At 63.4% G+C, this 22,879-nt stretch carries 19 protein-coding genes and 6 pseudogenes; 18 read left to right on the top strand and 7 right to left on the bottom strand.

All coding sequences use genetic code 11. The features are described 5' to 3' along the window. The first annotated feature begins 63 nt into the window (after positions 1 to 63). The 10 genes and pseudogenes from rlmB to hemH all read left to right on the top strand — a co-directional run bounded on the left by rlmB (position 64) and on the right by hemH (position 8,435). Positions 64 to 791: pseudogene (gene rlmB, locus Q427_RS08335) on the top strand (23S rRNA (guanosine(2251)-2'-O)-methyltransferase RlmB). A 163-nt stretch (positions 792 to 954) separates the two neighbouring features. Further along, positions 955 to 1,338, top strand: a complete 384-nt coding sequence (rpsF, locus tag Q427_RS08340; RefSeq protein WP_043512854.1) for a 30S ribosomal protein S6 — start codon at positions 955 to 957, stop codon at positions 1,336 to 1,338. A gap of 26 nt (positions 1,339 to 1,364) precedes the next feature. Further along, positions 1,365 to 1,592: a 30S ribosomal protein S18 gene (gene rpsR / locus Q427_RS08345; protein WP_043512856.1), complete on the top strand. Its 228-nt coding sequence runs from the start codon at positions 1,365 to 1,367 to the stop codon at positions 1,590 to 1,592. Positions 1,593 to 1,604: 12 nt separating this feature from the next. Further along, positions 1,605 to 2,458 (top strand): annotated as a pseudogene (locus Q427_RS08350) (hypothetical protein). A gap of 15 nt (positions 2,459 to 2,473) precedes the next feature. After that, a complete protein-coding gene (rplI, locus tag Q427_RS08355; RefSeq protein WP_043512858.1) occupies positions 2,474 to 2,920 on the top strand; it encodes a 50S ribosomal protein L9 in 447 nt (148 codons plus the stop codon). Between the two features lie 348 nt (positions 2,921 to 3,268). After that, on the top strand, positions 3,269 to 4,762 hold the full coding sequence (locus Q427_RS08360) for a carbohydrate porin (protein ID WP_043512860.1): 1,494 nt from the start codon (positions 3,269 to 3,271) through the stop codon (positions 4,760 to 4,762). Positions 4,763 to 4,916: 154 nt separating this feature from the next. Beyond that, positions 4,917 to 6,305, top strand: coding sequence for a replicative DNA helicase (dnaB, locus tag Q427_RS08365; RefSeq protein ID WP_043512861.1), 1,389 nt, complete (start codon positions 4,917 to 4,919; stop codon positions 6,303 to 6,305). A gap of 74 nt (positions 6,306 to 6,379) precedes the next feature. Beyond that, positions 6,380 to 6,673: a hypothetical protein gene (locus Q427_RS08370; protein WP_043512863.1), complete on the top strand. Its 294-nt coding sequence runs from the start codon at positions 6,380 to 6,382 to the stop codon at positions 6,671 to 6,673. 212 nt (positions 6,674 to 6,885) lie between these two features. Continuing rightward, on the top strand, positions 6,886 to 7,188 hold the full coding sequence (locus tag Q427_RS08375) for a DUF6482 family protein (protein WP_043512866.1): 303 nt from the start codon (positions 6,886 to 6,888) through the stop codon (positions 7,186 to 7,188). Positions 7,189 to 7,360: 172 nt separating this feature from the next. Next, positions 7,361 to 8,435, top strand: a pseudogene (hemH, locus tag Q427_RS08380) (ferrochelatase). Between the two features lie 94 nt (positions 8,436 to 8,529). On the opposite strand, the gene Q427_RS08385 reads toward hemH, so the two are convergent. From Q427_RS08385 to Q427_RS08410, 6 genes and pseudogenes are all read right to left on the bottom strand, one after another. Continuing rightward, positions 8,530 to 8,964 (bottom strand): Na+/H+ antiporter subunit G, encoded by a 435-nt coding sequence (locus Q427_RS08385; protein WP_043512867.1) that lies wholly within the window; start codon positions 8,962 to 8,964, stop codon positions 8,530 to 8,532. A gap of 10 nt (positions 8,965 to 8,974) precedes the next feature. After that, positions 8,975 to 9,244 (bottom strand): K+/H+ antiporter subunit F, encoded by a 270-nt coding sequence (locus tag Q427_RS08390; RefSeq protein WP_043512870.1) that lies wholly within the window; start codon positions 9,242 to 9,244, stop codon positions 8,975 to 8,977. Then, positions 9,238 to 9,735 carry a Na+/H+ antiporter subunit E gene (locus tag Q427_RS08395; RefSeq protein WP_043512872.1) on the bottom strand — a complete coding sequence of 166 codons (498 nt, stop codon included), beginning with the start codon at positions 9,733 to 9,735 and terminating at the stop codon, positions 9,238 to 9,240. Before Q427_RS08395 ends, Q427_RS08390 begins: the two co-directional genes overlap by 7 nt. After that, positions 9,732 to 11,272, bottom strand: a pseudogene (locus tag Q427_RS08400) (monovalent cation/H+ antiporter subunit D). Before Q427_RS08400 ends, Q427_RS08395 begins: the two are co-directional and overlap by 4 nt. Continuing rightward, positions 11,269 to 11,613 carry a Na+/H+ antiporter subunit C gene (locus tag Q427_RS08405; protein WP_043512874.1) on the bottom strand — a complete coding sequence of 115 codons (345 nt, stop codon included), beginning with the start codon at positions 11,611 to 11,613 and terminating at the stop codon, positions 11,269 to 11,271. Before Q427_RS08405 ends, Q427_RS08400 begins: the two are co-directional and overlap by 4 nt. Continuing rightward, positions 11,613 to 14,422: pseudogene (locus Q427_RS08410) on the bottom strand (monovalent cation/H+ antiporter subunit A). Before Q427_RS08410 ends, Q427_RS08405 begins: the two are co-directional and overlap by 1 nt. 504 nt (positions 14,423 to 14,926) lie before the next feature. On the opposite strand from Q427_RS08410, the gene Q427_RS08415 reads away from it, so the two are divergent. The 8 genes and pseudogenes from Q427_RS08415 (at position 14,927) to Q427_RS08450 (ending at position 22,224) form a co-directional block, all read left to right on the top strand. After that, positions 14,927 to 17,257, top strand: coding sequence for a putative monovalent cation/H+ antiporter subunit A (locus Q427_RS08415; protein WP_043512888.1), 2,331 nt, complete (start codon positions 14,927 to 14,929; stop codon positions 17,255 to 17,257). Then, positions 17,250 to 17,681 carry a Na+/H+ antiporter subunit B gene (locus Q427_RS08420; RefSeq protein WP_043512876.1) on the top strand — a complete coding sequence of 144 codons (432 nt, stop codon included), beginning with the start codon at positions 17,250 to 17,252 and terminating at the stop codon, positions 17,679 to 17,681. The genes Q427_RS08415 and Q427_RS08420 overlap by 8 nt, the downstream gene beginning before the upstream one ends. 51 nt (positions 17,682 to 17,732) lie before the next feature. Next, on the top strand, positions 17,733 to 18,080 hold the full coding sequence (locus tag Q427_RS08425) for a Na+/H+ antiporter subunit C (protein WP_043512878.1): 348 nt from the start codon (positions 17,733 to 17,735) through the stop codon (positions 18,078 to 18,080). Beyond that, a complete protein-coding gene (locus Q427_RS08430) occupies positions 18,077 to 19,651 on the top strand; it encodes a Na+/H+ antiporter subunit D (RefSeq protein ID WP_043512879.1) in 1,575 nt (524 codons plus the stop codon). Before Q427_RS08425 ends, Q427_RS08430 begins: the two co-directional genes overlap by 4 nt. Continuing rightward, a complete protein-coding gene (locus tag Q427_RS08435; protein WP_043512881.1) occupies positions 19,648 to 20,121 on the top strand; it encodes a Na+/H+ antiporter subunit E in 474 nt (157 codons plus the stop codon). The genes Q427_RS08430 and Q427_RS08435 overlap by 4 nt, the downstream gene beginning before the upstream one ends. A gap of 24 nt (positions 20,122 to 20,145) precedes the next feature. Continuing rightward, positions 20,146 to 20,415, top strand: a complete 270-nt coding sequence (locus Q427_RS08440; protein ID WP_043512882.1) for a monovalent cation/H+ antiporter complex subunit F — start codon at positions 20,146 to 20,148, stop codon at positions 20,413 to 20,415. Beyond that, positions 20,408 to 20,812: a monovalent cation/H(+) antiporter subunit G gene (gene mnhG, locus Q427_RS08445; protein WP_043512886.1), complete on the top strand. Its 405-nt coding sequence runs from the start codon at positions 20,408 to 20,410 to the stop codon at positions 20,810 to 20,812. Before Q427_RS08440 ends, mnhG begins: the two co-directional genes overlap by 8 nt. Before the next feature lie 120 nt (positions 20,813 to 20,932). Continuing rightward, positions 20,933 to 22,224, top strand: a pseudogene (locus Q427_RS08450) (lytic murein transglycosylase). Positions 22,225 to 22,341: 117 nt separating this feature from the next. On the opposite strand, the gene Q427_RS32095 reads toward Q427_RS08450, so the two are convergent. After that, positions 22,342 to 22,879, bottom strand: a 538-nt coding sequence (locus Q427_RS32095) for a hypothetical protein (protein WP_051496235.1), incomplete at its 5' end; no start/stop codon positions are given.

Raw genomic sequence — 22,879 nt, forward strand, 5'->3', positions numbered from 1 at the left:
AGGTGGCAAGCGGCAGGCCCAGGGTGCGGGCGGCGTGCCGGGKGCCTCGATGCCGTCTTCGGCGTGCATGCCGTTCGCGCGTTGCTCGATCGTGGTGAGACACCCAGGGAGCTCTGGGTGCAGGAGGCGACGCCGAGCAGCGCCTGGTCGAGCTGGTCGATACGGCGCGCCGGGGTGGGGCGCGGGTCACGGTTCGTCCCCGCGACGACCTCGAACGCCTGGCATCGGGCGCCTCCCATCAAGGGATCGTGGCGTTCTGTCCACCGCTAAGCGCCGAGGACGAGGCTTCGCTCTGGTTCAAGCTGGAAGCCTGGCCCCATGAGATGCCACCGCTGCTGCTGGTGCTGGACGGGGTGACTGATGTGCATAACTTCGGTGCCTGCCTGCGCAGCGCCGATGCCGCCGGTGCCCACGGTGTCATCGTGCCCAAGGACAAGTCGGCTCCCCTCAACGCCACGGTACGCAAGGTGGCCAGTGGGGCAGCGGAGAGCGTTCCGGTCTACCAGGTCACCAACCTTGCTCGCGCACTGGCCCGGCTCAAGTCGCTGGGTGTCTGGGTGCTGGGCGCCGCCGGGGAGGCCGAGACGGATCTGTTCGATGCCGATTTTAGCGGTCCGGTCGCGCTGGTCGTGGGTGCCGAGGGCAAGGGCATGCGTCGACTGACCCGCGAGGCCTGCGACACCCTGATCAAACTGCCCATGGCAGGCAGCGTTTCGAGCCTCAACGTCTCCGTGGCGGCGGGTATCGGCCTGTTCGAAGCCGTGCGTCAGCGGCGTGACGGCCAGCGCTGAGTGCATCCCGCCGGCAGCGTCCTTGCAAGTGGCGCCCCAGCTCTCTAGAATGCATGCGCCCGTTCCTGTGTGAGCGGGCGCTTCCATTTAACTATCACTCCTTGCTTCCCCTGAAGGCCCGAAGCGGCCTCACGTGGAAGCTGACAACCCGCAAGGAGACCCCATGCGTCATTACGAAATCGTGTTCATGGTCCATCCGGACCAGAGCGAGCAAGTGCCGTCCATGGTCGAGCGTTACTCCAGCATCGTCACCGAAAGTGGCGGCACCGTGCATCGTCTGGAGGACTGGGGCCGTCGTCACCTGGCCTACCCGATCAACAAGATTCACAAGGCTCACTACGTGCTGATGAACGTCGAGTGCAGCGGCGAGACCCTCGATGAGATCGAGAACATCTTCCGCTTCAACGACGCCATCATTCGCAGCCTGGTGGTGCGCTGCAAGGAAGCCATCACTGAAGCTTCGCCAATGATGAAGCCGGCAGATGACAAGCGTGTTCGTCGTGACGACAGGTCACGTGACACCGAAGAAACTGCCGAAGCCAACTGATCCGCACCGCCTGAAGGAGTCTTTACATGGCACGCTTTTTCCGCCGTCGCAAGTTTTGCCGTTTCACCGCCGAAGGTGTGAAGCAGATCGATTACAAGGATCTGGACACGCTCAAGGCCTATGTCACCGAGACCGGCAAGATCGTTCCCAGCCGGATTACCGGTACCAAGGCCCGCTATCAGCGCCAGCTGGCGACTGCCATCAAGCGCTCGCGCTTCCTGGCACTGCTGCCTTACACCGATAGCCACCAGTAAGCCGCCTGACCGATGCTACCGATTGCCCGCTGGTTGATGCGCGGCACGCCCTATGCCGCTGGTGGGGCGGCCTTGGCCGCCATCATCCCCTGGCTGTTCTGGTTCAGCGCCGCCATCGTGGCACTGGCGACCCTGCGGCGGGGGCTCGTTCCGGCGCTGCCCGTGCTCGTGGCGGCTGCCGTCCCGGCCGGATGGTGGTGGACCCAGGGAGATGCCATACCGCTGGCCAGCGTACTGCTGGTCACGTTGATGGCGATGGTGCTGCGAGAGCGCATGCGCTGGAGCGAAGCGCTGATCGTCGGCACCCTTGCCGGGGCGATGATGATCCAGCTAGGGCTCTTCGTCCTCCGGGGGGCACCGAGCAGTTGCTCGAGCAACTGCGGCAGGGCTCGGCCGAGATCGATCGTATGCTCACCGAGCTGGCCCGTCATGGGTATGACACCCAGGAGCTGGCCACCTTGCTGATCGGTGGTGTCACCGGCCTGGTAGTGCTGGTGGCCGCTATCGGCTGTCTGGCCCTGGCGCGGGCCTGGCAAGCGGGACTCTACAACCCCGGCGGTTTCCGGGAGGAGTTTCACGGCCTGCGGCTCACGCTGCGTGAGCTGGTCGTGCTGGTCGTGCTGGGCGTGGTGGGCATGGTGCTGGGTATTCCGTCACTGAGCATGCTGGCCTGGGTGCCGCTGCTGGTGGCCGGTATTGCGCTGGTGCACGGTTTCATCGGTTTGAAGGGCATGAACGGGCTATGGCTGATCGCATTCTATCTACTGCTGATCACCACCTGGCCCATGATTCTGATTGTGCTGCTGGTGGCCTTTATCGATGTGTTCGCGGATTTCCGCAGCCGTCTGGCCCCCCGTGGCGACTGACAAGAGGTTGACGAGATGGAAGTCATTCTGCTCGATAATATTGGCAAGCTGGGCGGTTTGGGCGACAAGGTCGCCGTCAAGCCTGGTTATGGCCGCAACTACCTGGTTCCCTACGGCCTGGCCGTGCCGGCCACCAAGGACAATGTGGAAGCCTTCGAAGCGCAGCGCGCCGAGCTCGAGGCCCAGGCCGCCGAGCGCAAGGCCGAAGCCGAAGCGCGTGCCGCCCAGCTTAACGAGATCGAGCTGTCGCTGGTTTCCAAGGCCGGCGAAGAGGGCAAGCTGTTCGGTTCCATCGGTCCGCGCGACCTGGCCGAAGCACTGGGTCAGGCCGGCATCGACGTCGCCAAGAGCGAAGTTCGCATGCCGCAGGGTCCGATTCGCCAGACCGGCGAATACGACATCGAGCTGCACCTGCACGCCGAAGTCGATGCGAGCGTACGTGTCGTGGTGGTAGCCGAGTAACACGGCTCCTGTTCACGCCGTTCGCCAAGGGGCGCGGGGATCATCTCCCGCGCCCCTTGTCTTTTTCCAGCACCTCCTTCCCGGCTGCTATCGGCCCTTGGTGAGTCGCGGTGGGGGGCGAACCGTTCACTGGCAGCGCCATCCAATGAGACTTTGGTAGTAATTTTACTTTTTTTCTTTGCCCCGAAATCCTTAAACGATTAAGTTTTACCGGTACGTCCTGAGCACCCTCAAGACGTCAGGTTTCAGTGGCGAGGCCGAGAGCTGCTATCGACCCGGCATCTTAATCGATTAAGTCTCTGGCTTGCCTGCTTTCTTGCGAAAACAACCATAAAAGGATTCACTGCCATGAAAACTGCCTTGCTCAGAACGCCTCTCGTCGCCGCCGTAGCCGTGGCCTGTTTAGGTATGAGCGGCATTGCCACCGCCGATAGCCTGGAGCAGCGGCTGCTCGATCTGGAGAATCGCGTCGCAGCGGCGGAGCAGCGCGCCTCCGCCGCCGAACAGCGGGCCGAGCTGGCCGAAGCCCAGGCCGATGGACGACTCACCGTGGAAGAGGTCGAGGAGCGACTCGGCAAGGTCGAGCGCCAGGCCAGCGGCGAGGAGGGCTTCTCCTTCAACGTCTATGCCCGTTCCGGCCTGCTGCTGGGCGAGGACCGCAAGAGCATCGAGGGCGGTCCCTACGTAACGCCGGCCGGCGGGCTGGGTGGTGCCGTGGGCCGCCTGGGCAACGAGCCTGACACCTACGCCGAGGCCATCCTCAACTACCGCATGCAGTTCGACAATGGCGCCAAGGCGCACTACCGCACCATGCTGGCCAGCGGCACCACCACCAGCAATGACTGGGACGGCGACTCCAACCTCAACGTGCGCCAGGTCTACGCCGAGTTCAGCGAGCTGCCGAGTTTCACCGGGGCCTTCGAGAATGCCTCTATCTGGGCCGGCAAGCGCTTCGATCGCGACAACTTCGACATCCACTGGCTCGACACCGACTTCGTCTTCCTGGCCGGTACCGGTGCGGGTATCTACGATGTCCAGTTGGCCGACAACTGGCGCTCCAATTTCTCGCTCTACGGGCGCAGCTTCAGCGACTATCCGGTGCGTCCCGAGTACCCGGGGCTCGAGGGCAGCACGGACAGCCTGGTCCTTACCGCCAACAACTACTTCGGCAACTGGCAGTGGATGGTCAACGCCATGTCGGCGGCCGACAACGACGAGCGCGATATCGGCGAAGGCCAGACCGCCGCCGACACCGGTTTCCATACCATGGTGGCCTACCACGGCGACAGCTTCTTCGGCCTGGGCGAAGGCAACTACAAGGTGGCACTGCTGCACGGCCAAGGCCTCGGTGCCGAGGTCAAGGCGCTCGGCAGCGCCGGGGAGTTGACCGACGAAGCCCAGGCCACCCGCCTCGGCATCTACGGCACCACCTACCTGGCCCCCAATTGGCGTTTTGCGCCGGTACTGTTCGGTGAGGTGAGCAAGGACCGTTTCGTCGAGGGTGACGACTACCAGTGGCTGACCCTCAACGCACGCCTGGTCAACGAGATCACCCAGAACTTCGAAATGCAGTACGAGGCCAGCTACCAGTACATGGACCTGGATCCTAATGGGCGCGGCGACCTGAACGCAGTGAGTGGCGACTTCGGCAAGTTCACCATCGCGCCGACCTTCAAGCCCCAGGTGGGCGGCTTCTGGCAGCGTCCCGAAATTCGCCTGTTCGCTTCATATACCGACTGGGATAGTGAACTCAACGATTACGATACGAATTCCACCTTCGGCAGTGACGGCTTCACCGGCGGCCAGTGGAGCTTCGGTGTGCAGACCGAAGTCTGGTTCTGAGCCAGGCCCGGCCCAGCCGGGCCTGATGCTCGCCTGCTGTTTCGATCCTTGCCGCGGCCGATTTCAGTCGCGGTTTTTGTCGTTTCGAGAGGTAGGGTGGGCCACGTCCATCGGGTAGAATGGCACGGCCCGTTTTCATGTAGGTTGCCATGCCATGAACGACACCCTCGAGTTGGACCAGGAAACCGCTGCCCTGAAGATGCCGCCTCACTCTCTTGAGGCGGAGCAGTCGGTGCTGGGTGGCCTCATGCTCGATAACCAGGCATGGGATACCGTTGCCGAGCGGCTGGTGGCGGATGACTTCTATCGCTACGAGCATCGCTTGATCTTCAACGCCATGAGTGGCCTGGCCGAAGCCAGCCAGCCGCTGGATGTGGTGACGCTCTCCGAGGCCCTGGAAGGGCGTGACCAGCTCGGTACCATCGGTGGCCTCGCCTACCTGGCCGAACTGGCGCGCAATACGCCGTCAGCGAGCAATATCCGCGCCTATGCGGATATCGTTCGCGAACGCGCCACCTTGCGCAAGCTGATCCGGGCGGCCAGTCAGATCGCCGATGGCGCCTTCAGCCCGCAGGGAAGGCCGGCCGACGAGCTGCTCGACGAGGCCGAGCGGCTGGTATTTCAGATCAGCGAGGAGCGTCCCAAGTCCGGCGGCCCCATCGGCATGAGCGAGCTGTTGGCCAAGGCGGTGGATCGCATCGACGAGCTCTTCAACATGCAGGGCGAGATGACGGGCCTTTCCACCGGCTTTCGGGATCTTGACGAAATGACCACTGGCCTGCAGCCATCCGACCTGGTGATCATTGCCGGACGCCCCTCCATGGGCAAGACCACCTTCGCCATGAACCTGGTCGAGCATGCGGTGATCGCCAGTGACAAGCCGGTCATGGTCTTCTCCATGGAGATGCCTGCCGAATCGTTGATGCTGCGCATGCTCTCGTCCCTGGGGCGTATCGACCAGACCCGGGTACGTACCGGCCAGCTGGAGGACGAGGATTGGCCGCGGTTGACCTCGGCGGTGAACCTGCTCAAGGACAAGCAGCTGTTCATTGACGACACGGCAGCGCTTTCGCCCAACGAAATGCGCTCGCGGATTCGCCGGCTGGTGCGTGAGCACGGCAACATGGCGCTGGTCATGATCGACTACTTGCAGTTGATGCAGATCCCGGGCTTTTCGGAGAACCGGACCGGCGAGATCTCGGAAATTTCCCGCTCCTTGAAGGGCCTGGCGAAAGAGTTCGGCTGCCCGGTGGTGGCGCTGTCCCAGCTCAACCGCTCACTGGAGCAGCGTCCCAACAAGCGGCCGGTGATGTCGGATCTTCGTGAATCCGGCGCCATCGAGCAGGACGCGGACGTCATCGCCTTCGTCTACCGTGACGAGGTCTATAATCCGGATAACCCCGATAATCAGGGGCTCGCCGAACTGATCATCGGCAAGCAGCGTAACGGTCCCATTGGCACGGTGCACATGGCCTTCATTGGGCGCTATACCCGCTTCGAGGACCTGGCCCCGGACACCTACGGTGAGTCCTTTGGAAGTTGATCGTCTTCCCGGGCCTTGAGCCTGTGGGTGGGCACCGTATAATGCCGACCCCCGACAGATCACCAGGAGGCAGCATGGCAAGCGGATTCAGACGCGGCAAACAGCAGCGCGCCCCGAAGCTCGAGGCACGCGGCGAACTCCAATCGCTGGAGCGGGAAGGGCCCTTCAAGGAGTGGTTGGGCATGCCAGACCTCTATCGTTTCCAGCTGGTCGTGGAGGGCGAGACGTATAGCTATCAGACCGAGGATCCCGAGCTCGCCGTGGCCGTTGGCGATCGCGTGGTGTTTCGCTACAAGGAGACCAAGGCGGGAAAATGGGTGGACCGCCGCTCGCTCGCCAAGGCCATCGACCCTTCCGATTACCAGTAGCCCTTCACCTTCGGCCTGTCGCACGATCAACTGCCTCGTCGCGACTCCACCACAATACCGACTGCCTGAGCTCATATCACGGAACCCTCCCGCTGTCCGATAGTCACATTCTCAATATGCTACTGTCATGCTAATGCTATCGGGCACAGTCATGCTGTGCCCGAGTCATATCTGTTTTAGCGCCATTTGATGTCCGTTACATGGAGGGAGCCATGGACTTCAACGATCTCAAGGCCTTTGCGGCCAGTCACGACAACTACGAAATCCGCGTCATCACCCACGCCGGCAGCCACTGTTACCAGGTGGAGTTGGAGGATGTGGAAGGTGCCCGGCACCTGCTCACAAGGCGCGCCAAGCCAGTCGTGTTTCGCTCGCTGGAGGATGTGTACCTGGAACTCCAGCGGGCCGGCATTCATCGTGCCTTCCTGGTGCAGCATGTTCCCCATGACGAGGTCATCGGCCGCGAGGCTCATTACCGGGACCCTTTGACCTCACGGGTGCCCTTGGTCTTCTGATTGGGTCTTCTGATTGTCCCCGGTGCCTCCCTGGCGTGAAGGCTCCTCCCAAGCTGTACAAAAACCGAATTTAGTACAGCTTTTTACTCCTTCCGAGCGCCTGGCCTGATAAACTGTCCGCTGTCGTGAGTCACCGACCAGAATCCGTCATTGACCAGAAGGAGCAGCGTGCATGACCTCAGCGGGAGTGGAACAGGATCAGCCCGGCAAGGGGCGGCTGGCCCATGCGGCAGCGGACCATCCGCCCGTAGCGAAGCCCAAGATCGGTATTCTGCTGGCAAACCTGGGCACGCCGGATGCCACCGACTACTGGTCGATGCGGCGCTATCTCAATGAATTCCTCTCCGACAAGCGGGTGGTCGACTATCCGGACTGGAAGTGGCAGCCACTATTGCAGCTGATCATTCTCACCAAGCGCCCGTTCAGCTCCGGCAAGGCCTATCGCGGAATCTGGAACACCGAGAACGACGAAAGCCCGTTGCTGACCATCACGCGGCAGCAGACCCACAAGATCGCCGAGGGCCTCGAGGCGCTGTATGGCAACGAGGTTGTGGTGGACTTCTGCATGCGCTACGGCAACCCCTCCACCGACAGTGTGCTGCGGCGCATGCAGGCACAGGGCTGCGAGCGCATCCTGTTCTTTCCGCTCTATCCCCAGTACGCCTCGCCGACCACCGCCACGGCCAACGACCAGGCCTTTCGTACGCTGATGACGCTCAAGTGGCAGCCGGCATTTCGCACCGTGCCGGCCTATTTCGACGAGCCGGCCTATCTCGACGCCCTCGCGGCCTCGGTGGAAGAGGCCTACGCTGCCGCCGAGAGCCGTCCCGAGGTGCTCGTGGCTTCCTATCATGGCGTGCCGAAGCGCTATCTGATGGAGGGGGACCCCTACCATTGCCAGTGCCAGAAGACCACGCGGCTGCTCAAGGAGCGCCTGGGCTGGCCCGACGATGCCATCGTGACTGCGTTCCAGTCCCAGTTCGGGCCTGAAGAGTGGGTGGGGCCGGCCACGGTAGAGCATGTGGCCGAGCTGGCCCGTCGCGGCCACAAGCACATCGCAGTGGTATCCCCTGCTTTCTCTGCCGACTGCGTGGAGACCCTCGAGGAGATCGAGGAGGAGATAAAGGAGAGCTTTCTCGCCGCCGGTGGCGAACGGTTCACCTATATTCCCGTGCCTGAACGACCGCGACGACCATATCGCCGCGCTGATCGCGGTCATTCGGCGCGAACTCTCAGGCTGGTGCTGAGGGCGGTTTTCTCTCGGCCTATCCGTTGGCGAACAACAAAGAGGGCTGCCTGTTGGCAGCCCTCTTTGTTGATATCTTGCGTCGTTACGGTCGCTCAGCGGCGCATGCGCGAACGCTTGGCCTTGCGATACTTCCACGGGTGCTTGGCTCGCGCGGGGCGTGCCACCCGACTCTGGCCGACGTCCTCGTCGCGGAACTCGGGCACCGAACCGCGGGTGCCGGTGATGAATCGCAGGTGCATGTGCAGGCCGGTCTTGGCCAGCATGTGGCCGGTCACCGGCGCCGTGATGAAGAGGAACAGGGTGATCAGCAGCTCCTGGACGTGAAGCTCGCGCTGGGTAATGGTGAAGTAGAGCATCGAGGCGATCAGGATGCAGCCGATCCCCAGGGTCGTCCCCTTGGTGGGGCCGTGCAGTCGCATGAAGAAGTCCTTGAACTGCAGCATGCCTAGCGAGCCGGTGAAGGCGAAGATCCCACCGGCGACCAGCAGGAAGGCGATCACGCCTTCGGCGATGACATAGAAGGTCATGGCGTCTTCCTCATTCGATGATGTCGCCGCGCAGCAGGTAGCGACAGATGGCCATGGTGCTGACGAAGCCGAGCATGGCGATCAGTATCGCCGCTTCGAAGTAGGTCTTGGTATTGAGCCAGAGTCCCAGCATGACGATCAGCGCGATGGAGTTCACGTACAGGGTATCCAGCGCCAGCAGGCGATCCGGGATGTCAGGGCCGATGGCCAGCCGGTAGACGTTCATCGCCATGGCCAGCACGATCAGCGTCAGGCCGATCAGCAGGGCAGTATCTAGCATTCGAAGATCTCCTTTAGCGGCCGTTCATAGCGTTCGCGGATCTCGCGTACCAGTTCCTGCTCCTCGTCCATGTCCAGTACATGGATCAGCAGGGACGAGCCATCCAGGCGGATATTGGTGGATACGGTGCCTGGCGTCATGGTGATGGTATTGGCCAATAGCATGATGACCAGTCGGTCCTTGACCTCCAGCGGGTATTCGACGAAGCCCGGGTGTGGCTCCCGCCGAGGCAAGAGTATCAGCAGGCTGACGTGTACGTTGGCCTTGACGATATCCCACATGACGACAATGACGAACCAGGCCAGCTTGATGGGGTGTTTCACCCGGGGCAGGGGCTCCCAGAAGCCCTGTGTCAGCAGCGGGATACCCACGGCCAGGAAGGCGCCCAGCAACAGCTGGCCGGGTTCGATGCTGCGCACCATCAGTAGCCATACCACCAGCAAGACCAGCGAGAGGGTGGGGGTGGGCAGGTAGCGTCCCATTGCTCTCATGGCGCGTCTCCGGTGATGTTCTGGAACTGCACGATCTGTTGCCCTGGCTCGTCTCCCAGCAGCTGGCGAATCGGCTCCTGGGGATTGGCCAGCTGTTCGGCCGTCGCCTGGGTATAGGCATTCACTGGCCCGCCGAAGATGACCAGCAGCGGAGCGCTGGCCAGCAGCCATGCCACGCCGGCCAACTGGGCCCGGCTGATCCTGCCGGTGTCGACCTCGCCCTTGTAGCTGGCCCAGAAGAAGACCGAACCCGCCCGGGACATGGCGATCAGGGCGCACAGCCCGGCCAGCAGCAGCAGCGGCCAGAGCCAGAGTCGTGCGCTGCCTTCCGCGGCCTGCATCAGCAGCAGCTTGCCCAGCGCGCCGGCGAGCGGCGGTAGCCCGGCGACCGCAACGGCGGCCACCAGGAACAGTCCGCCAAGCAGGTGGGGCTGATGCAGGCGACGGCCACGAACCAGACGGGTGCCCGCCTTGCCGCGCTGCTGCCCGATCATTTCGGCAATCAGGAACAGGGCGCCGCAGATCAGGGTGGTATGTGGCAGGTAGTAGAGCAGGGCAGTGGTTGCCGCTGTCGTGCCCAGTGCCGCCCCGGCCAGCAGTGTGCCCACCGAGACGAGTACCAGGTAGGCGATCAGGGGGCGCAGGTCGCGGGCGGCGAGCACGCCGATTGCCGCCAGTACGATGGTGGCCAGGCCCGACCACCACAGCCAAGCGGTAATGCCGCCTGCCGCAGGGCTGTCGACGAAGATCATCGTCTGCACGCGCAGGATGGCGTATAGCCCCACCTTGGTCATGATGGCGAACAGCGCAGCGACCGGGGCGGGTGCCGCCGAGTAGGTACGTGGCAGCCAGAAATAGAGCGGCAGCAGCGCTGCCTTGAGGCTGAAAACCACCACCAGCAGCAGGGCGCCGGCGGTGACCAGGGCCGCCTGGTCACCGGACATGACGGCAACACGGCGCGCCATGTCGGCCATGTTCAGGGTGCCCGTGGCGCCGTAGAGGACTCCCAGCGCAATGATGAACAGCGCCGAACCGGCCACGTTGAGGATCACGTAGTGCAATCCGGCGCCAACCCGGGCTTTGCCGCCGCCATGCATCAACAGCGCGTAGGAGGCCAACAGCAGGATCTCGAAGAAGACGAAGAGATTGAACAGGTCGCCGGTGAGGAAGGCGCCGTTGAGGCCCACCAGCTGGAGCTGGAAGAGGCCGTGAAAGTTGCTGCCCTTGGTATCGTCACCGGCGCTGGCGAAGAGGATGCAGCCCAGGGCCAGCACGGCGGTAAGCGTCAACATCAGGCCGAGAGCCGGTCGAGCATCAGCACGATGCCGAAGGGCGCTTGCCAGTTGCCCAGGCTGTAGAAGGTCAGTTCGCCGCTGGCGGCACGGCTCAGCAGCAGCAAGCTGACCACGACCAGGGCCGCGGTGACTGACACGCTGATGCGGCGATGAGTGGTAAAGCTCGCCTTGCCCATCAGCAGGAGTGCCAGGGCACCCACCATCGGCAGCAGGATGGGGAAGGTAATGAGGTGCTGGTTCATCGGCCCACATCTCCCTCTTCACCCTGCTGGCCATCCACATGGTCGCTGCCCAGCTCACTGCGGGCGCGAATGGCCAGGATCACCACGAAGGCGGTCATGGCAAAGCCGATGACGATGGCGGTCAGTACCAGGGCCTGGGGCAAGGGGTCGGTGGGTGAGATCGATTCGCCGATGACGGCTGCCGCATGGGTGTTGAGGCCGCCCGTGGAAAACAGGAAGAGGTTGACGGCGTAGCCGAGCAGGGCCAGGCCGACGATGACCGGGAAGGTGCGACCCCGCAGCAGAAGATAGAGACCGCTGGCAGAGAGCACGCCGACCACCAGTGAGAAGAGAGCTTCCATCAGCGTTCCTCCAGCGTCGGGCGGTGCACGGTGGTGACCCGGCCCAGGTTGATCAGGATCATCAGGGTGGCGCCGACCACCGCCAGGTAGACCCCGAGATCGAAGAGCATGGCTGAGGCCAGTTCGATCTCGCCGATCAGCGGGATATGGAAATGGCCGAACGCCGAGGTCAGGAAGGGGTAGCCGAATAGCCAGCTGCCTAGCCCCGTGGCCACGGCGATGGCCAGGCCGCATACTGCCACCACCGGATAGGAGACCGGCAGACGCTGCCGTGTCCAGTCATGCCCGCGGGCCATGTACTGCAGGATCAGGGCCACTGAGGTGATCAAGCCGGCAATGAAGCCGCCGCCGGGCTGGTTGTGGCCGCGCAGGAAGATATAGACCGATACCAGCAGTGCCAGCGGCAGCAGTATCTGCGCCACTACCGCCAGGATCATCGGGTGGCGGTGCCTTGACCAGCGGATACCCTCCAGGTTGCCCGAGGGCATGAACAGGCGCATGCGGTTGAGCAGCTTGAAGGTGGCCAGTCCGGCCAGGGTCAGCACGGTGATCTCGCCCAGGGTATCGAAGCCGCGGAAATCCACCAGGATGACGTTGACCACATTGGTACCGCCGCCGCCAGGCAGGCTCTCGCGCAGGAAGTAGTCGGCGATGGTCAGGGTCTCGCGGGTGAGTAGAGCATAGTTGAGCATTGCCACCACCACGCCCAGGGAGGCGGCAAGGATCAGGTCGCGCAGAATCCGTCTTCCCGAGACGAGCAGTGGAGGGCGCTGGGGCAGGAAGAACAGCGCCAGGATCATCAGGATCATCGAGGCGACTTCCACCGACAGCTGGGTCAGTGCAAGGTCCGGGGCGGAAAACCGCACGAAGGTCAGCGAGACGGCGAGACCCACCACCGAGAGCATGAGCAGTGAGACCAGCCGCCAGCGATGGCTCAGGCACTGCCGATGGCGCCAAAGATCATCAGGCCGGCGCCCAGGATCATCATGCCGTCCAGCGGCTGCAGGCCCAGCTCGCCGGTGAGGGACTCTAGCCGGGTCAGGCCGATGGCGGTCATGACCAGGGCGCAGAGAATCAGCAGGGCCTGGTAGCGCTGCAGCGAGCCGTTCTCCAGGCGCAGGGTCAGCCAAAGGGTAATCTTGATGGCGCGCTGTATGCCGGCCTCGAAGATGATCCCTGCGTCACGGGAGGGGAAGAGTGCCGCAAGGCCGGCAAAGTAGCGCTGATGACGCAGCACCAGGATGCCGCCTGCCACCGCGGCAAGACTCATCAGCAAGGGCGTGTTGATGCCATGCCACAGCGCCAGGGTGAACATCGGCGTCGTCTCGCCCTGGACCGCCAGGCTCGCGGCATTGATCAGGGGGGCGGCCAGCGTCATGGGGAACAGGCCCACCAGCAGGCTGACGGCGGCCAGGAACAGTCCCGGCGCCAGCATGCCGTGCGCCGGGTCGTGGGCCTTGATCGGTGGCTGTGACTTCTGCTCGCGGGTAAGCTTCGGCTCGGCGAAGAAGAGGCTATAGATCAGCCGCAGCGAATAGGCGACCGAGAGCATGGCGGCTACCACCACCAGCAGCGGGATGACCACGCTGAGTGCGCCGAGCAGGTTATTGATCAGGCTCTCTTCGAACAGCATCTCCTTGGAGAGAAAACCGTTGAACGGGGGGAAGCCGGCCATGGCGGATCCCGCGAGGATCGTCATGGTGCCGGTGAGTGGCATCATGCTCCAGAGGGCGCCCAGGCGGTCGATATCCCGGGTGCCGGTCTCATGGTCGATGATGCCGACCATCATGAACAGCGCGGCCTTGAAGGTCGCGTGGTTGAGAATGTGAAACACGGCGGCCACGATGGCCAGCGGGCTGCCCAGCCCCAGCAGCAGGGTGATCAGGCCCAGGTGGCTGACCGTGGAAAAGGCCAGGATGCCCTTGAGGTCGCGCTCGAGCAGGGCGAACCAGGCGGCATAGAGCATGGTGGCGAGGCCCACCAGGGATAGCGCAACGGCCCAGAGCGCAGTGTCTCCCAGCGCCGGGTTTAGCCGCGCCATCAGGAAGACGCCGGCCTTGACCATGGTGGCCGAATGCAGGAAGGCCGATACCGGCGTCGGTGCCGCCATGGCATGGGGCAGCCAGAAATGGAACGGGAACTGGGCCGACTTGGTGAAGGCGCCGAAGAGTACCAGCACCAGGATGAGCGGATAGTGGGCCGAGGCGCGTATCGCGTCGCCGGCAGCCAGGACGTCACTCATGGCAAAGCTGCCGACGACCTGGCCGATCAGCAGGATGCCGGCCAGCAGTGCCAGCCCCCCGGCGCCGGTGACGGTGAGTGCCATGCGTGCACCGCGCCGGGCGTCGCTGCGATGGCCCCAGAAGCCGATCAACAGGAACGAGGAGATACTGGTCAGCTCCCAGAACAGCCACAGCAGCAGCAGGTTGTCGGCCATGGCAATCCCCAGCATGGCCGTCATGAACAGCATCATGTAGGAGAGAAAGCGACCGTCATCCTCGGCAGCACTCAGGTAATACCCGGCATACAGCAGGATCAGGCTACCGATACCCAGGATCAGCAAGGCGAACAGCAGCGTCAGGCCGTCGATTCGCAGCGCCAGGTCGAGTCCCAGCAGGGGCATCCAGGGTATCTGTAGGCTGACCACATCGCCGGCGATGACGGTCGGGGCATGCATCAGCACCAGGCCCAGCGCCAGCAAGGGGGCGACCAGGGTGGTGGCGACGCAGACCTTGCGGCCATGGCGAGAGGTCATGACCGGCACCAGGGTGCCAATAATGGTGAGAAGAGGAATCCACAGCAATGACATTGGTGGTTCATCCATTCTGGCGGAGGATCGGTGACATTGCGCCACGTTCGGGAGAGTGAGGCGTGGCGTGGAATGCACCCGCTCACCACGAGGCCCATCGGAGCGATCGAGGATCGCCGGACTGGCGCGTTGGGAGCGACGAATGATGAAACGGAGGGAAATCGCTATACTACCAGCCGTTTCGCCGAGCGGTCTGTGCCAATTGCTGCCAGCTGCGGCGCAGAGTTTATAGCTTTTGCGGTGCAATATACAGTCTGGAAAGGTCGTACGGGGCTTATCCATTGGGCGTAATCCCGCACTCGGCGCCGGCGACGGAAAACCCGTTCAGGCGACGTTCATTTGCACGTTCGACGCGCGCTTGTCAAAGTGGCAGCGGCGCGCCATGCACTTGTCGTGCGTGGCTAGCCAGCGAGTTCACCTACCGTCTATCGCGACAGGCACTGGCAAGACAGCGAAGATGCCGGTACCCCCTGATGGAAGATCGACCATGAAGAGAGCTGCATGATGCAACTAGCCGTGCTTTCGGGTTTCGTGCTCGCCGCCTTTGCCCCGCTGCTGCATCGCTGGTTCGGAGCGCGTACGAGCTTCGTGCTGGCCGCATTCCCGGCTGCCCTGACCCTGGGATTCCTGAACCTCATGCCGGCGGTGATGAGTGGGGAGACACTGACATTTGGCGTGGAGTGGGTGCCTTCGCTGGGCATGAGCCTGACCTTCGTTGTCGATGGACTCTCGCTGCTGTTTTCCCTGTTGATCACAGTGATCGGCACCTTCGTGCTGATCTACGCGGGGGGTTATCTCAAGGGCCATCCCGACCTGGTGCGTTTCCATATCGCCCTGGTGGCCTTCATGGTGTCGATGCTGGGCCTGGTCCTGGCCGATGGCCTGATCACGATGTTCGTCTTCTGGGAACTGACCAGTATTACCTCCTATCTGCTGATCGGCTTCAATCACGCTGACCTGGAGGCTCGCAAGTCGGCCCGTCAGGGGCTGTTCGTCACCGTCGGCGGTGGGCTGGCGCTGATGGCGGGGCTGGTGATGCTGGGTATGGCCGGCGGCAGCTGGTCGTTTGCCGAGCTGGGCACCATGGGGGATGCGCTGCGTGAACACGATCTCTATGCACCGCTGCTGATCTGCCTGCTGCTGGGCGCCTTCACCAAGTCGGCACAGTTCCCGTTCCACTTCTGGCTACCCAACGCCATGGCGGCACCGACGCCGGTATCGGCTTACCTGCACTCCGCCACCATGGTCAAGGCCGGGATCTACCTGATGGCGCGACTGCAGCCCAGCCTGGGCGGCACCGAAATGTGGGTCGGCATCCTCTCGGTGGTAGGGGCATTCACCATGTTCACCGGCGCCTTCCTGGCCATTCGCCATACCAATATCAAGAAGTTGCTGGCCTACTCCACGATCATGGCACTGGGGGCCCTGACCATGCTGCTGGGCATCGGCACCGAGGGAGCGCTCATCGCCTTCGTCACCTTCCTGCTGGCCCACTCCCTCTACAAGGGGGCGCTGTTCATGGTGGCGGGCATTCTTGACCATGAGACCGGCACCAAGGACGTGACCGCCATGGGAGGGCTGCGCTCGCTGATGCCGGTGACTGCGCTGGTGGCCATGATCGCCGCCCTGTCGCTGGCGGGTGTGCCGCCGCTGTTTGGCTTCATCGCCAAGGAGCTGATGTTCGAGTCGGTTCTCGAGGCGGGCGCCTATCGCTGGTTGATCCTGCTGCTGGCCTTCTCGGCGGCCTTCCTGACCATTGCCGTGGCTGCCATCGTGGCGCTGAGGCCCTTCTTCGGCGATCGTCGCCCCACTCCGCGGGTGGCCCACGAGGCGCCGGTTTCGATGTTGCTTGGTCCCGCCGTGCTGGCGGTTCTTTCGTTGCTGCTCGGTCTGGTTCCGGTGTTGGCCGGCATGGGACTGCTGACCGCCGCCGCCTCGGTGGTGATGGGGGAGCCTGTCACCGTCTCGCTGTCGTTGTGGCACGGCATCAACCTGCCCCTGATCATGTCGCTGGTCAGCCTGGGACTGGGCTATCTGCTGTTCCTGCGCTGGGATCGGGTGCGCGCACGCCTGGCCAGGCTCGACCCGCTTATTGCAAGGGGTCCCGAGGCTGGCTATGAGGCTTTCATGCACTGGATCACCGTCGTCTCCGACTGGCAGACCCGCATTCTGCAGAACGGCTACATGCGCAACTACCTGATGGTGATGGTGCTGACACTGATCGCGCTGATCGGCAACTCCCTGCTGCTGCGCCACTCTCCGGAGATCGCCTTCCATCTCGACGTCCGTTTCCACGAAGTGGTGGTGGTATCGATGATGGTGATGGGCGCGCTGTTTGCCGCCATCACCCGGTCGCGGCTGAGTGCGGTGGTATCAGTGGGCATCATGGGCTTCTCCATCGCCTTGACCTTCATTCTGTTCAGTGCGCCCGACCTGGGCATCACCCAGCTGCTGGTGGAAACGCTGACCGTGATCCTGCTGGTGCTGGTGCTCTTCCGCCTGCCCCGCTTCGCCAGCCTCTCGACTCCCCTGGAGCGGGTGCGCGACCTCCTGGTGGCCGGTACAGTCGGTGTGTTGATCACCCTGCTGGTGCTGACGGCCTGGGGGGTCGACCAGTTCGTGCCCATTTCGGGCTACATGATCGAGAACAGCGTTCCACTGGCCCATGGGCGCAATATCGTCAACGTGATCCTGGTGGACTACCGGGCGCTGGACACCCTGGGGGAGATCTTCGTGCTGGCGCTGGCGGCGATCGGTGTCATTGCCATGCTCAAGCTGCGAGCGGCGGAGAAATCCAAGCCTGCGTCGAAGGAAAAGGAGCCCGCCGATGGTTAAGTCAGGCACCCTGATACTGCACACCGCCGCCCGGATACTGATGCCGCTGCAGCTGCTGTTCTCCGTGTTCCTGCTGCTGCGGGGGCACGATGAGCCGGGCGGGGGATTCATCGCCGGGCTGGTGGCTGCCGGCGCCTTCACGCTCTACCTGTTCGCCTTCGGGGTCAGCGCCACCCGGGAGGTGCTGCGCATGGTCGACGCCCGTGACCTGATCGGCATGGGCCTGTTGCTGGGCATGATCTCGGTGTTTCCCGCCTGGTTCATGGATCAACCCTTCCTCACTGCCCAGTGGTGGGAGATACCCGGTATCGACTTCAAGGCCTCGAGTCCGTTGATCTTCGACGTCGGGGTCTACCTGGCGGTTCTGGGCTCGGTGCTGGCCATGGTCATGACGCTGATGGAGGTGGACAAGGATGAACCTTGATCGTAACGGCGTTGCCGACGCCGCCCCGTCAATTCGAGCTGGAGGTTCGTTATGGAGCCGGTAATGGCCGTGGCCATTGGCCTGCTGTACGCGTCAGCGATCTTTCTGATGCTGCGCCGCTCGATCGTCAAGCTGGTGATCGGCCTGATGCTGCTTTCCAATGCCGCCAACCTGTTGATCTTCACCTCGGCGGGCATGACCCGTGGGGCACCGCCCCTGATTCCCGAGGGGCTTGCTGCGCCACTTGGCCCGGTGGCGGACCCCTTGCCCCAGGCAGTGGTGCTCACCGCTATCGTGATCGCCTTCGGCGTACTGGCCTTCGCCGTGGTATTGATTCGTCGTGCCTACGAGATCGTCAAGGCCGATGACCTGGACAAGATGAAGGAAACCGATACGTGAGGCCTGAAGTTGCACTGCCCGTTCTCCTGCCCTTGTTGTCGGGTGCCCTGTCGCTGTTGTTCTGGCGTTCGCGTCCCACGCAACGTTTCATCGCCGTAGCCGGCAATGTCGCGCTGCTCGGTGTGGCGCTATGGCTGCTGGTATCGGTAAGCCTGGATGACTATGTGGTGATCCAGATGGGCGGCTGGCAGGCTCCCATCGGAATCACCCTGATCGCCGATATGCTCAGTGCAGTGATGATCGTGATGACCGGTATCATCGGCCTGGCACTGGCGATCTATTCGCTGGCGTCCACCGGAGCCGGTCACGAGAAGTTCGGCTACTATCCCCTGATGCACCTGCTGCTGGCAGGCGTGGCCGGCGCCTTCCTCACCGGGGACATCTTCAATCTCTATGTCTGGTTCGAGGTAATGCTGGTTGCCTCCTTTGCGCTGCTGATTCTTGGCGGCGAGAAGGCGCAGATGGAGGGGGCGATCAAGTATGTCACCCTCAACCTGCTGGCTTCCGTGATCTTCCTCACCGCCATCGGCCTGACCTACGGGATGGTCGGTACGCTCAACATGGCTGATATCGCCCAGCGCCTGGCCGCGGCCGAGAACCAGGGCATGGTCGAGGTGCTGGCGGTCATGTTCATGATCGCCTTCGGCATCAAGGCGGCGGCTTTCCCGCTCTTCTTCTGGCTACCGGCCTCCTATCACACGCCCCCGGTGGCGGTATCGGCCCTGTTTGCGGGGCTGCTGACCAAGGTGGGTGTCTATTCCCTCTATCGCGTCTTCACGCTGATGTTCGACCAGACCCTGGGCTATACCCAGGATCTGCTGCTGTGGGGGGCGGCGCTGACCATGGTGACGGGCGTGCTCGGTGCGGCGGCGCAATTCGAGTTCCGGCGCATCCTTTCCTTCCATATCGTCAGCCAGATCGGCTACATGATCCTCGGTCTTGCCCTGTTCACGCCGCTTGCCATTGCCGGCGGAATCTTCGCGGTGATGCACAACATCGTGGTCAAGACCAACCTGTTCCTGATCAGCGGTATCACGCGCCGGCTCCAGGGTACCTATGAGCTGAAGAAGATGGGCGGGCTCTATCGCGAGCGCCCCTGGCTCTCCGTGGCCTTCTTCCTGTCGGCCTTTTCCCTGGCCGGCATCCCGCCGCTATCCGGCTTCTTCGCCAAGTTCGTCATCGTGCGCGCCGGTATCGAGGCCGGTGCCTACGTGGTCACTGGCGTCGCCCTGGCGGTCGGCCTGATGACGCTCTACTCCATGGTCAAGATATGGAACGAGGTGTTCTGGAAGACCCTGCCCGAGGATAACCTGGTGCCGGTGGAGCAGACCGTGGTCGGGGATGACAGCCGCATGGTGCCGGCGAGTCTCTGGCTGATGTATCTGCCGGTGGCGGTGCTGGCACTCTTTGCCCTGTTGATCGGCCTGTTTGCCGAACCGCTGATGGTTGCCATGAACCAGATCGGCGACCAGTTGATGAATCCTCAGGGCTATATCGAGGCGGTGCTGGGGGCCGATGCCGGTATCGATGATGCGCTGGTCGCGCCGCCTGACGAGGAGGTGACGCCATGACGGGGGCAATATGGAACCTGCTGCTGGCCTTGGCCTGGGTCATCCTCAGCGGTGATTTCTCGGGGCCGAATCTGGTGGTCGGCCTGGTATTCGGCTACATCACGCTGGTGCTGATCGAACCCCAGGTTCCGGCGCTCAAGGGGTATCCAAGTCGTATTCCACGCATCCTGCGCTTCATTGGCTTCTTCATCAAGGAACTGGTCCAGGCCAACCTGCGCGTCGGCTTCGACATCCTCACGCCTCCCTGGCACATGAAGCCCGGCGTGATCGCCATGCCCCTGGAGGCGCGTACCGAGCTCGAGATCACCATGGTCGCCAACCTGATATCCCTGACGCCGGGCACCCTGAGCCTGGATGTCTCCGACGACCGCAAAGTGCTCTACATTCATGCCATGTTCCTCGATGATGAGGAGGAACTGCGCCGCAACCTCAAGGAAATGGAATGTCGTGCCCTGGAGCTGTTCCGTTGAGTTCGATGATGGTGAGGTGGTGATGTGGATACCGTAATCCTGATCAGCCAGGTGCTCATGAGTTTTGCCCTGATCCTGGCCTTCGTGAGGGTGGTTCGCGGCCCCAGCCTGCCCGACCGGGTGGTGGCGCTGGAGCTCTTCGCCAGCATCGTGGTGGGCATGGTGGGTGTCTATGCCATCAAGGTGGACGTTTCCAGCTTCCTGGATGCCGCCATCGTGATCGCGTTGATGGGCTTTCTGGCGGCCATCGGTTTCGCCCGTTTCCTGGAGCGTGGGGGGCCTCGGGATGATTGAGATGATCAAGGGCTTTCTGATTCTCACCGGTGCGCTGTTCATGCTGCTGGCGGCGCTGGGTATCCTGCGCCTGCCGGATCTGCTCACACGGATGCATGCCACGACCAAGGCTGCCGCCCTGGGGGTGATCCTGATCATGCTCGCCGTTGCCGTGCATTTCGGCGAGGTGGCGGTGGTGGCCCGGGCCTTCGCCATCATCATCTTCGTGATCATGACGGCGCCGGTGGCGGCACATGTCATCGGCCGGGCGGGCTATTTCGTGGGCTCGAAGCTCTGGTCCGGTACCGTGAAGGATGAGCTGCGGCCCAACTACGATCCGTTGACCCATGAGCTGAAGAGTGGCCTGGAGACCGAGGCCAATGCGGTGCACCAGCCCCGGGAGAGCGACCCTTCCTGAGCGCGCGGTGACCGGCGGCGGGGGTTACAGAAATCGACGAACCAATGGCTGTTGAGGCTGGTTTCGCCCACGCTTCTGGGCCATCATCATGGGCGTTCAACGCCAAGGAATGCCGACATCATGATGCGTCAGATTTTTCCCGCCACCCTGCTGGTTGTGCTTCTCGCCGGATGCCAGAACGGCCCGGTTCAGGAGGCCTATGCCGCCGACCGTTCGCCGGACGCTGCCGGCGGTCAGGAAGCCGAGACCACCCGGGAATCGCCGGCCGGCGAGCGCGCCGAGCCCGAGGCCACGCCCGCCGACTTCAATACCTGGCTGGCCCGCTTTCGCCGCGAGGCCCGCTCGGAGGGGATCAGCGAGAGAACCTGGCCCGGGCGCTGGATGGGGTCCGTTACCGGCCACGGGTGATCGAGCTGGATCGTTCCCAGCCGGAGTTCGTGCGACCCATCTGGCAGTATCTGGACAGTGCCGTTTCCTCGGCTCGTATCCAGCAGGGGCGTGCCAAGCTTGCCGAGCATCGCGATACCGCGCGTCGCATGGAAGAGCGCTATGGCGTTCCGGCGGAGATCATCGTTGCCATCTGGGGAATCGAGAGCAACTACGGGGGTAACTTCGGCGACTTCTCGACCCTGGAGGCACTGGCGACCCTGGCCTTCGATGGGCGTCGCAGCGATTTTGCCCGCGGCGAGCTGATGGCGGCACTGCGCATCATCGAGGTCGGGGACATAGCCCCGGAGCGAATGGTCGGCTCCTGGGCCGGGGCCATGGGCCATACCCAGTTCATACCCTCCAGTTTCGAAGCCTATGCGGTGGATGGCGATGGAGACGGCCGTCGCGACATCTGGGGCAGCATTCCCGATGTCATGGCCTCTACCGCCAATTATCTTGCCCGGGCCGGCTGGCAGCAGGGTGAGTCCTGGGGCGTGGAGGTCCGGCTGCCCGATGACTTCGACTATGCCCAGACCGAGCTGAGCACTCGTCGTGACAGTCGCGAATGGGCTGCCCAGGGGGTGCGTGGCGCCGCTGGCGGTTCGCTTCCCGAGTTCACCCAGGCTTCGGTCATTGCACCGGCCGGTGCCGACGGGCCTGCCTTCCTGGTAGGCCCCAACTTCCGGGCCATCCTGCGCTACAACAATGCGACCAGCTACGCCTTGGCGGTGGGCTCTCTAGCCAACGAGATCGCCGGTCGGGATGGTATCCGCGCCAGCTGGCCGAGGGATGAGCAGCCTTTGACACGCAGCCAGGTCCGCGAGATGCAGCAGGCGCTCAATGCCCGAGGCTTCGATGTCGGCACCCCGGATGGCATCATGGGCCCCAATACGCGGCGCGGCCTGCGCAGCTACCAGCGATCGATCGGCGTCACGCCAGATGGTTTCGCCACGGCCAGCCTGCTGCAGCGGTTGAAGCGCTGACCCGGTTGGCACTGGAAGAGCACGACCCCGCCTGTGAAGGGCGGGGTCAGCGGTATCAACCATTGCGCTTTTCAGGAATGGTGGCTCGGGAGGGCCCGGCGACCGGTGCGAGGCAGGTCAGTCGTTGTTGGTCCAGTTGTTGAGCAGGTCGCTGACGGCGCGGCCGGCCCGCTCGGCTCCTTCCTGGGTGCGTTCCCAGGCGCGCTCGGCTCCCTCGCCGACGCGGTCGGCGCCTTCGCGCGTATAGTGCCAGGCGCTTTCGGCACCCTCGCCGGCAGTATGCCAGGCATCCCGTGCGCGCTGCCGTGCCATGTCCCACCAGTCCTGGTCATAGCGAGGCATGGCCGCCAGGGCGTCTTCAGGGGCATCGACGAGTATGTCATGGGTGGTTTCGCCATCCTCTTCATGGGTTACCAGCCGGTAGTTGGCATTGGTGACTACAATATGGTCGCCATCCTGTCCCACCTCGTCGTGGGAGCGGATTACCAGGGCATGCACCTGCATGTCGTCTCCGAGCAGCATATCGACGACATCGCTGGGCTGGCTCTCCGGGGCAGCCTCGAAATGGACCTCGGCATCGAGGATCGCCCTGGCCGAATAGAGCCCCTGGGGTTCGAACTGGGCATGGGCCCCGGCAACGGCGAGGCCCGCGATT

The sequence above is a fragment of the Halomonas sp. BC04 genome (genome assembly GCF_000568385.1).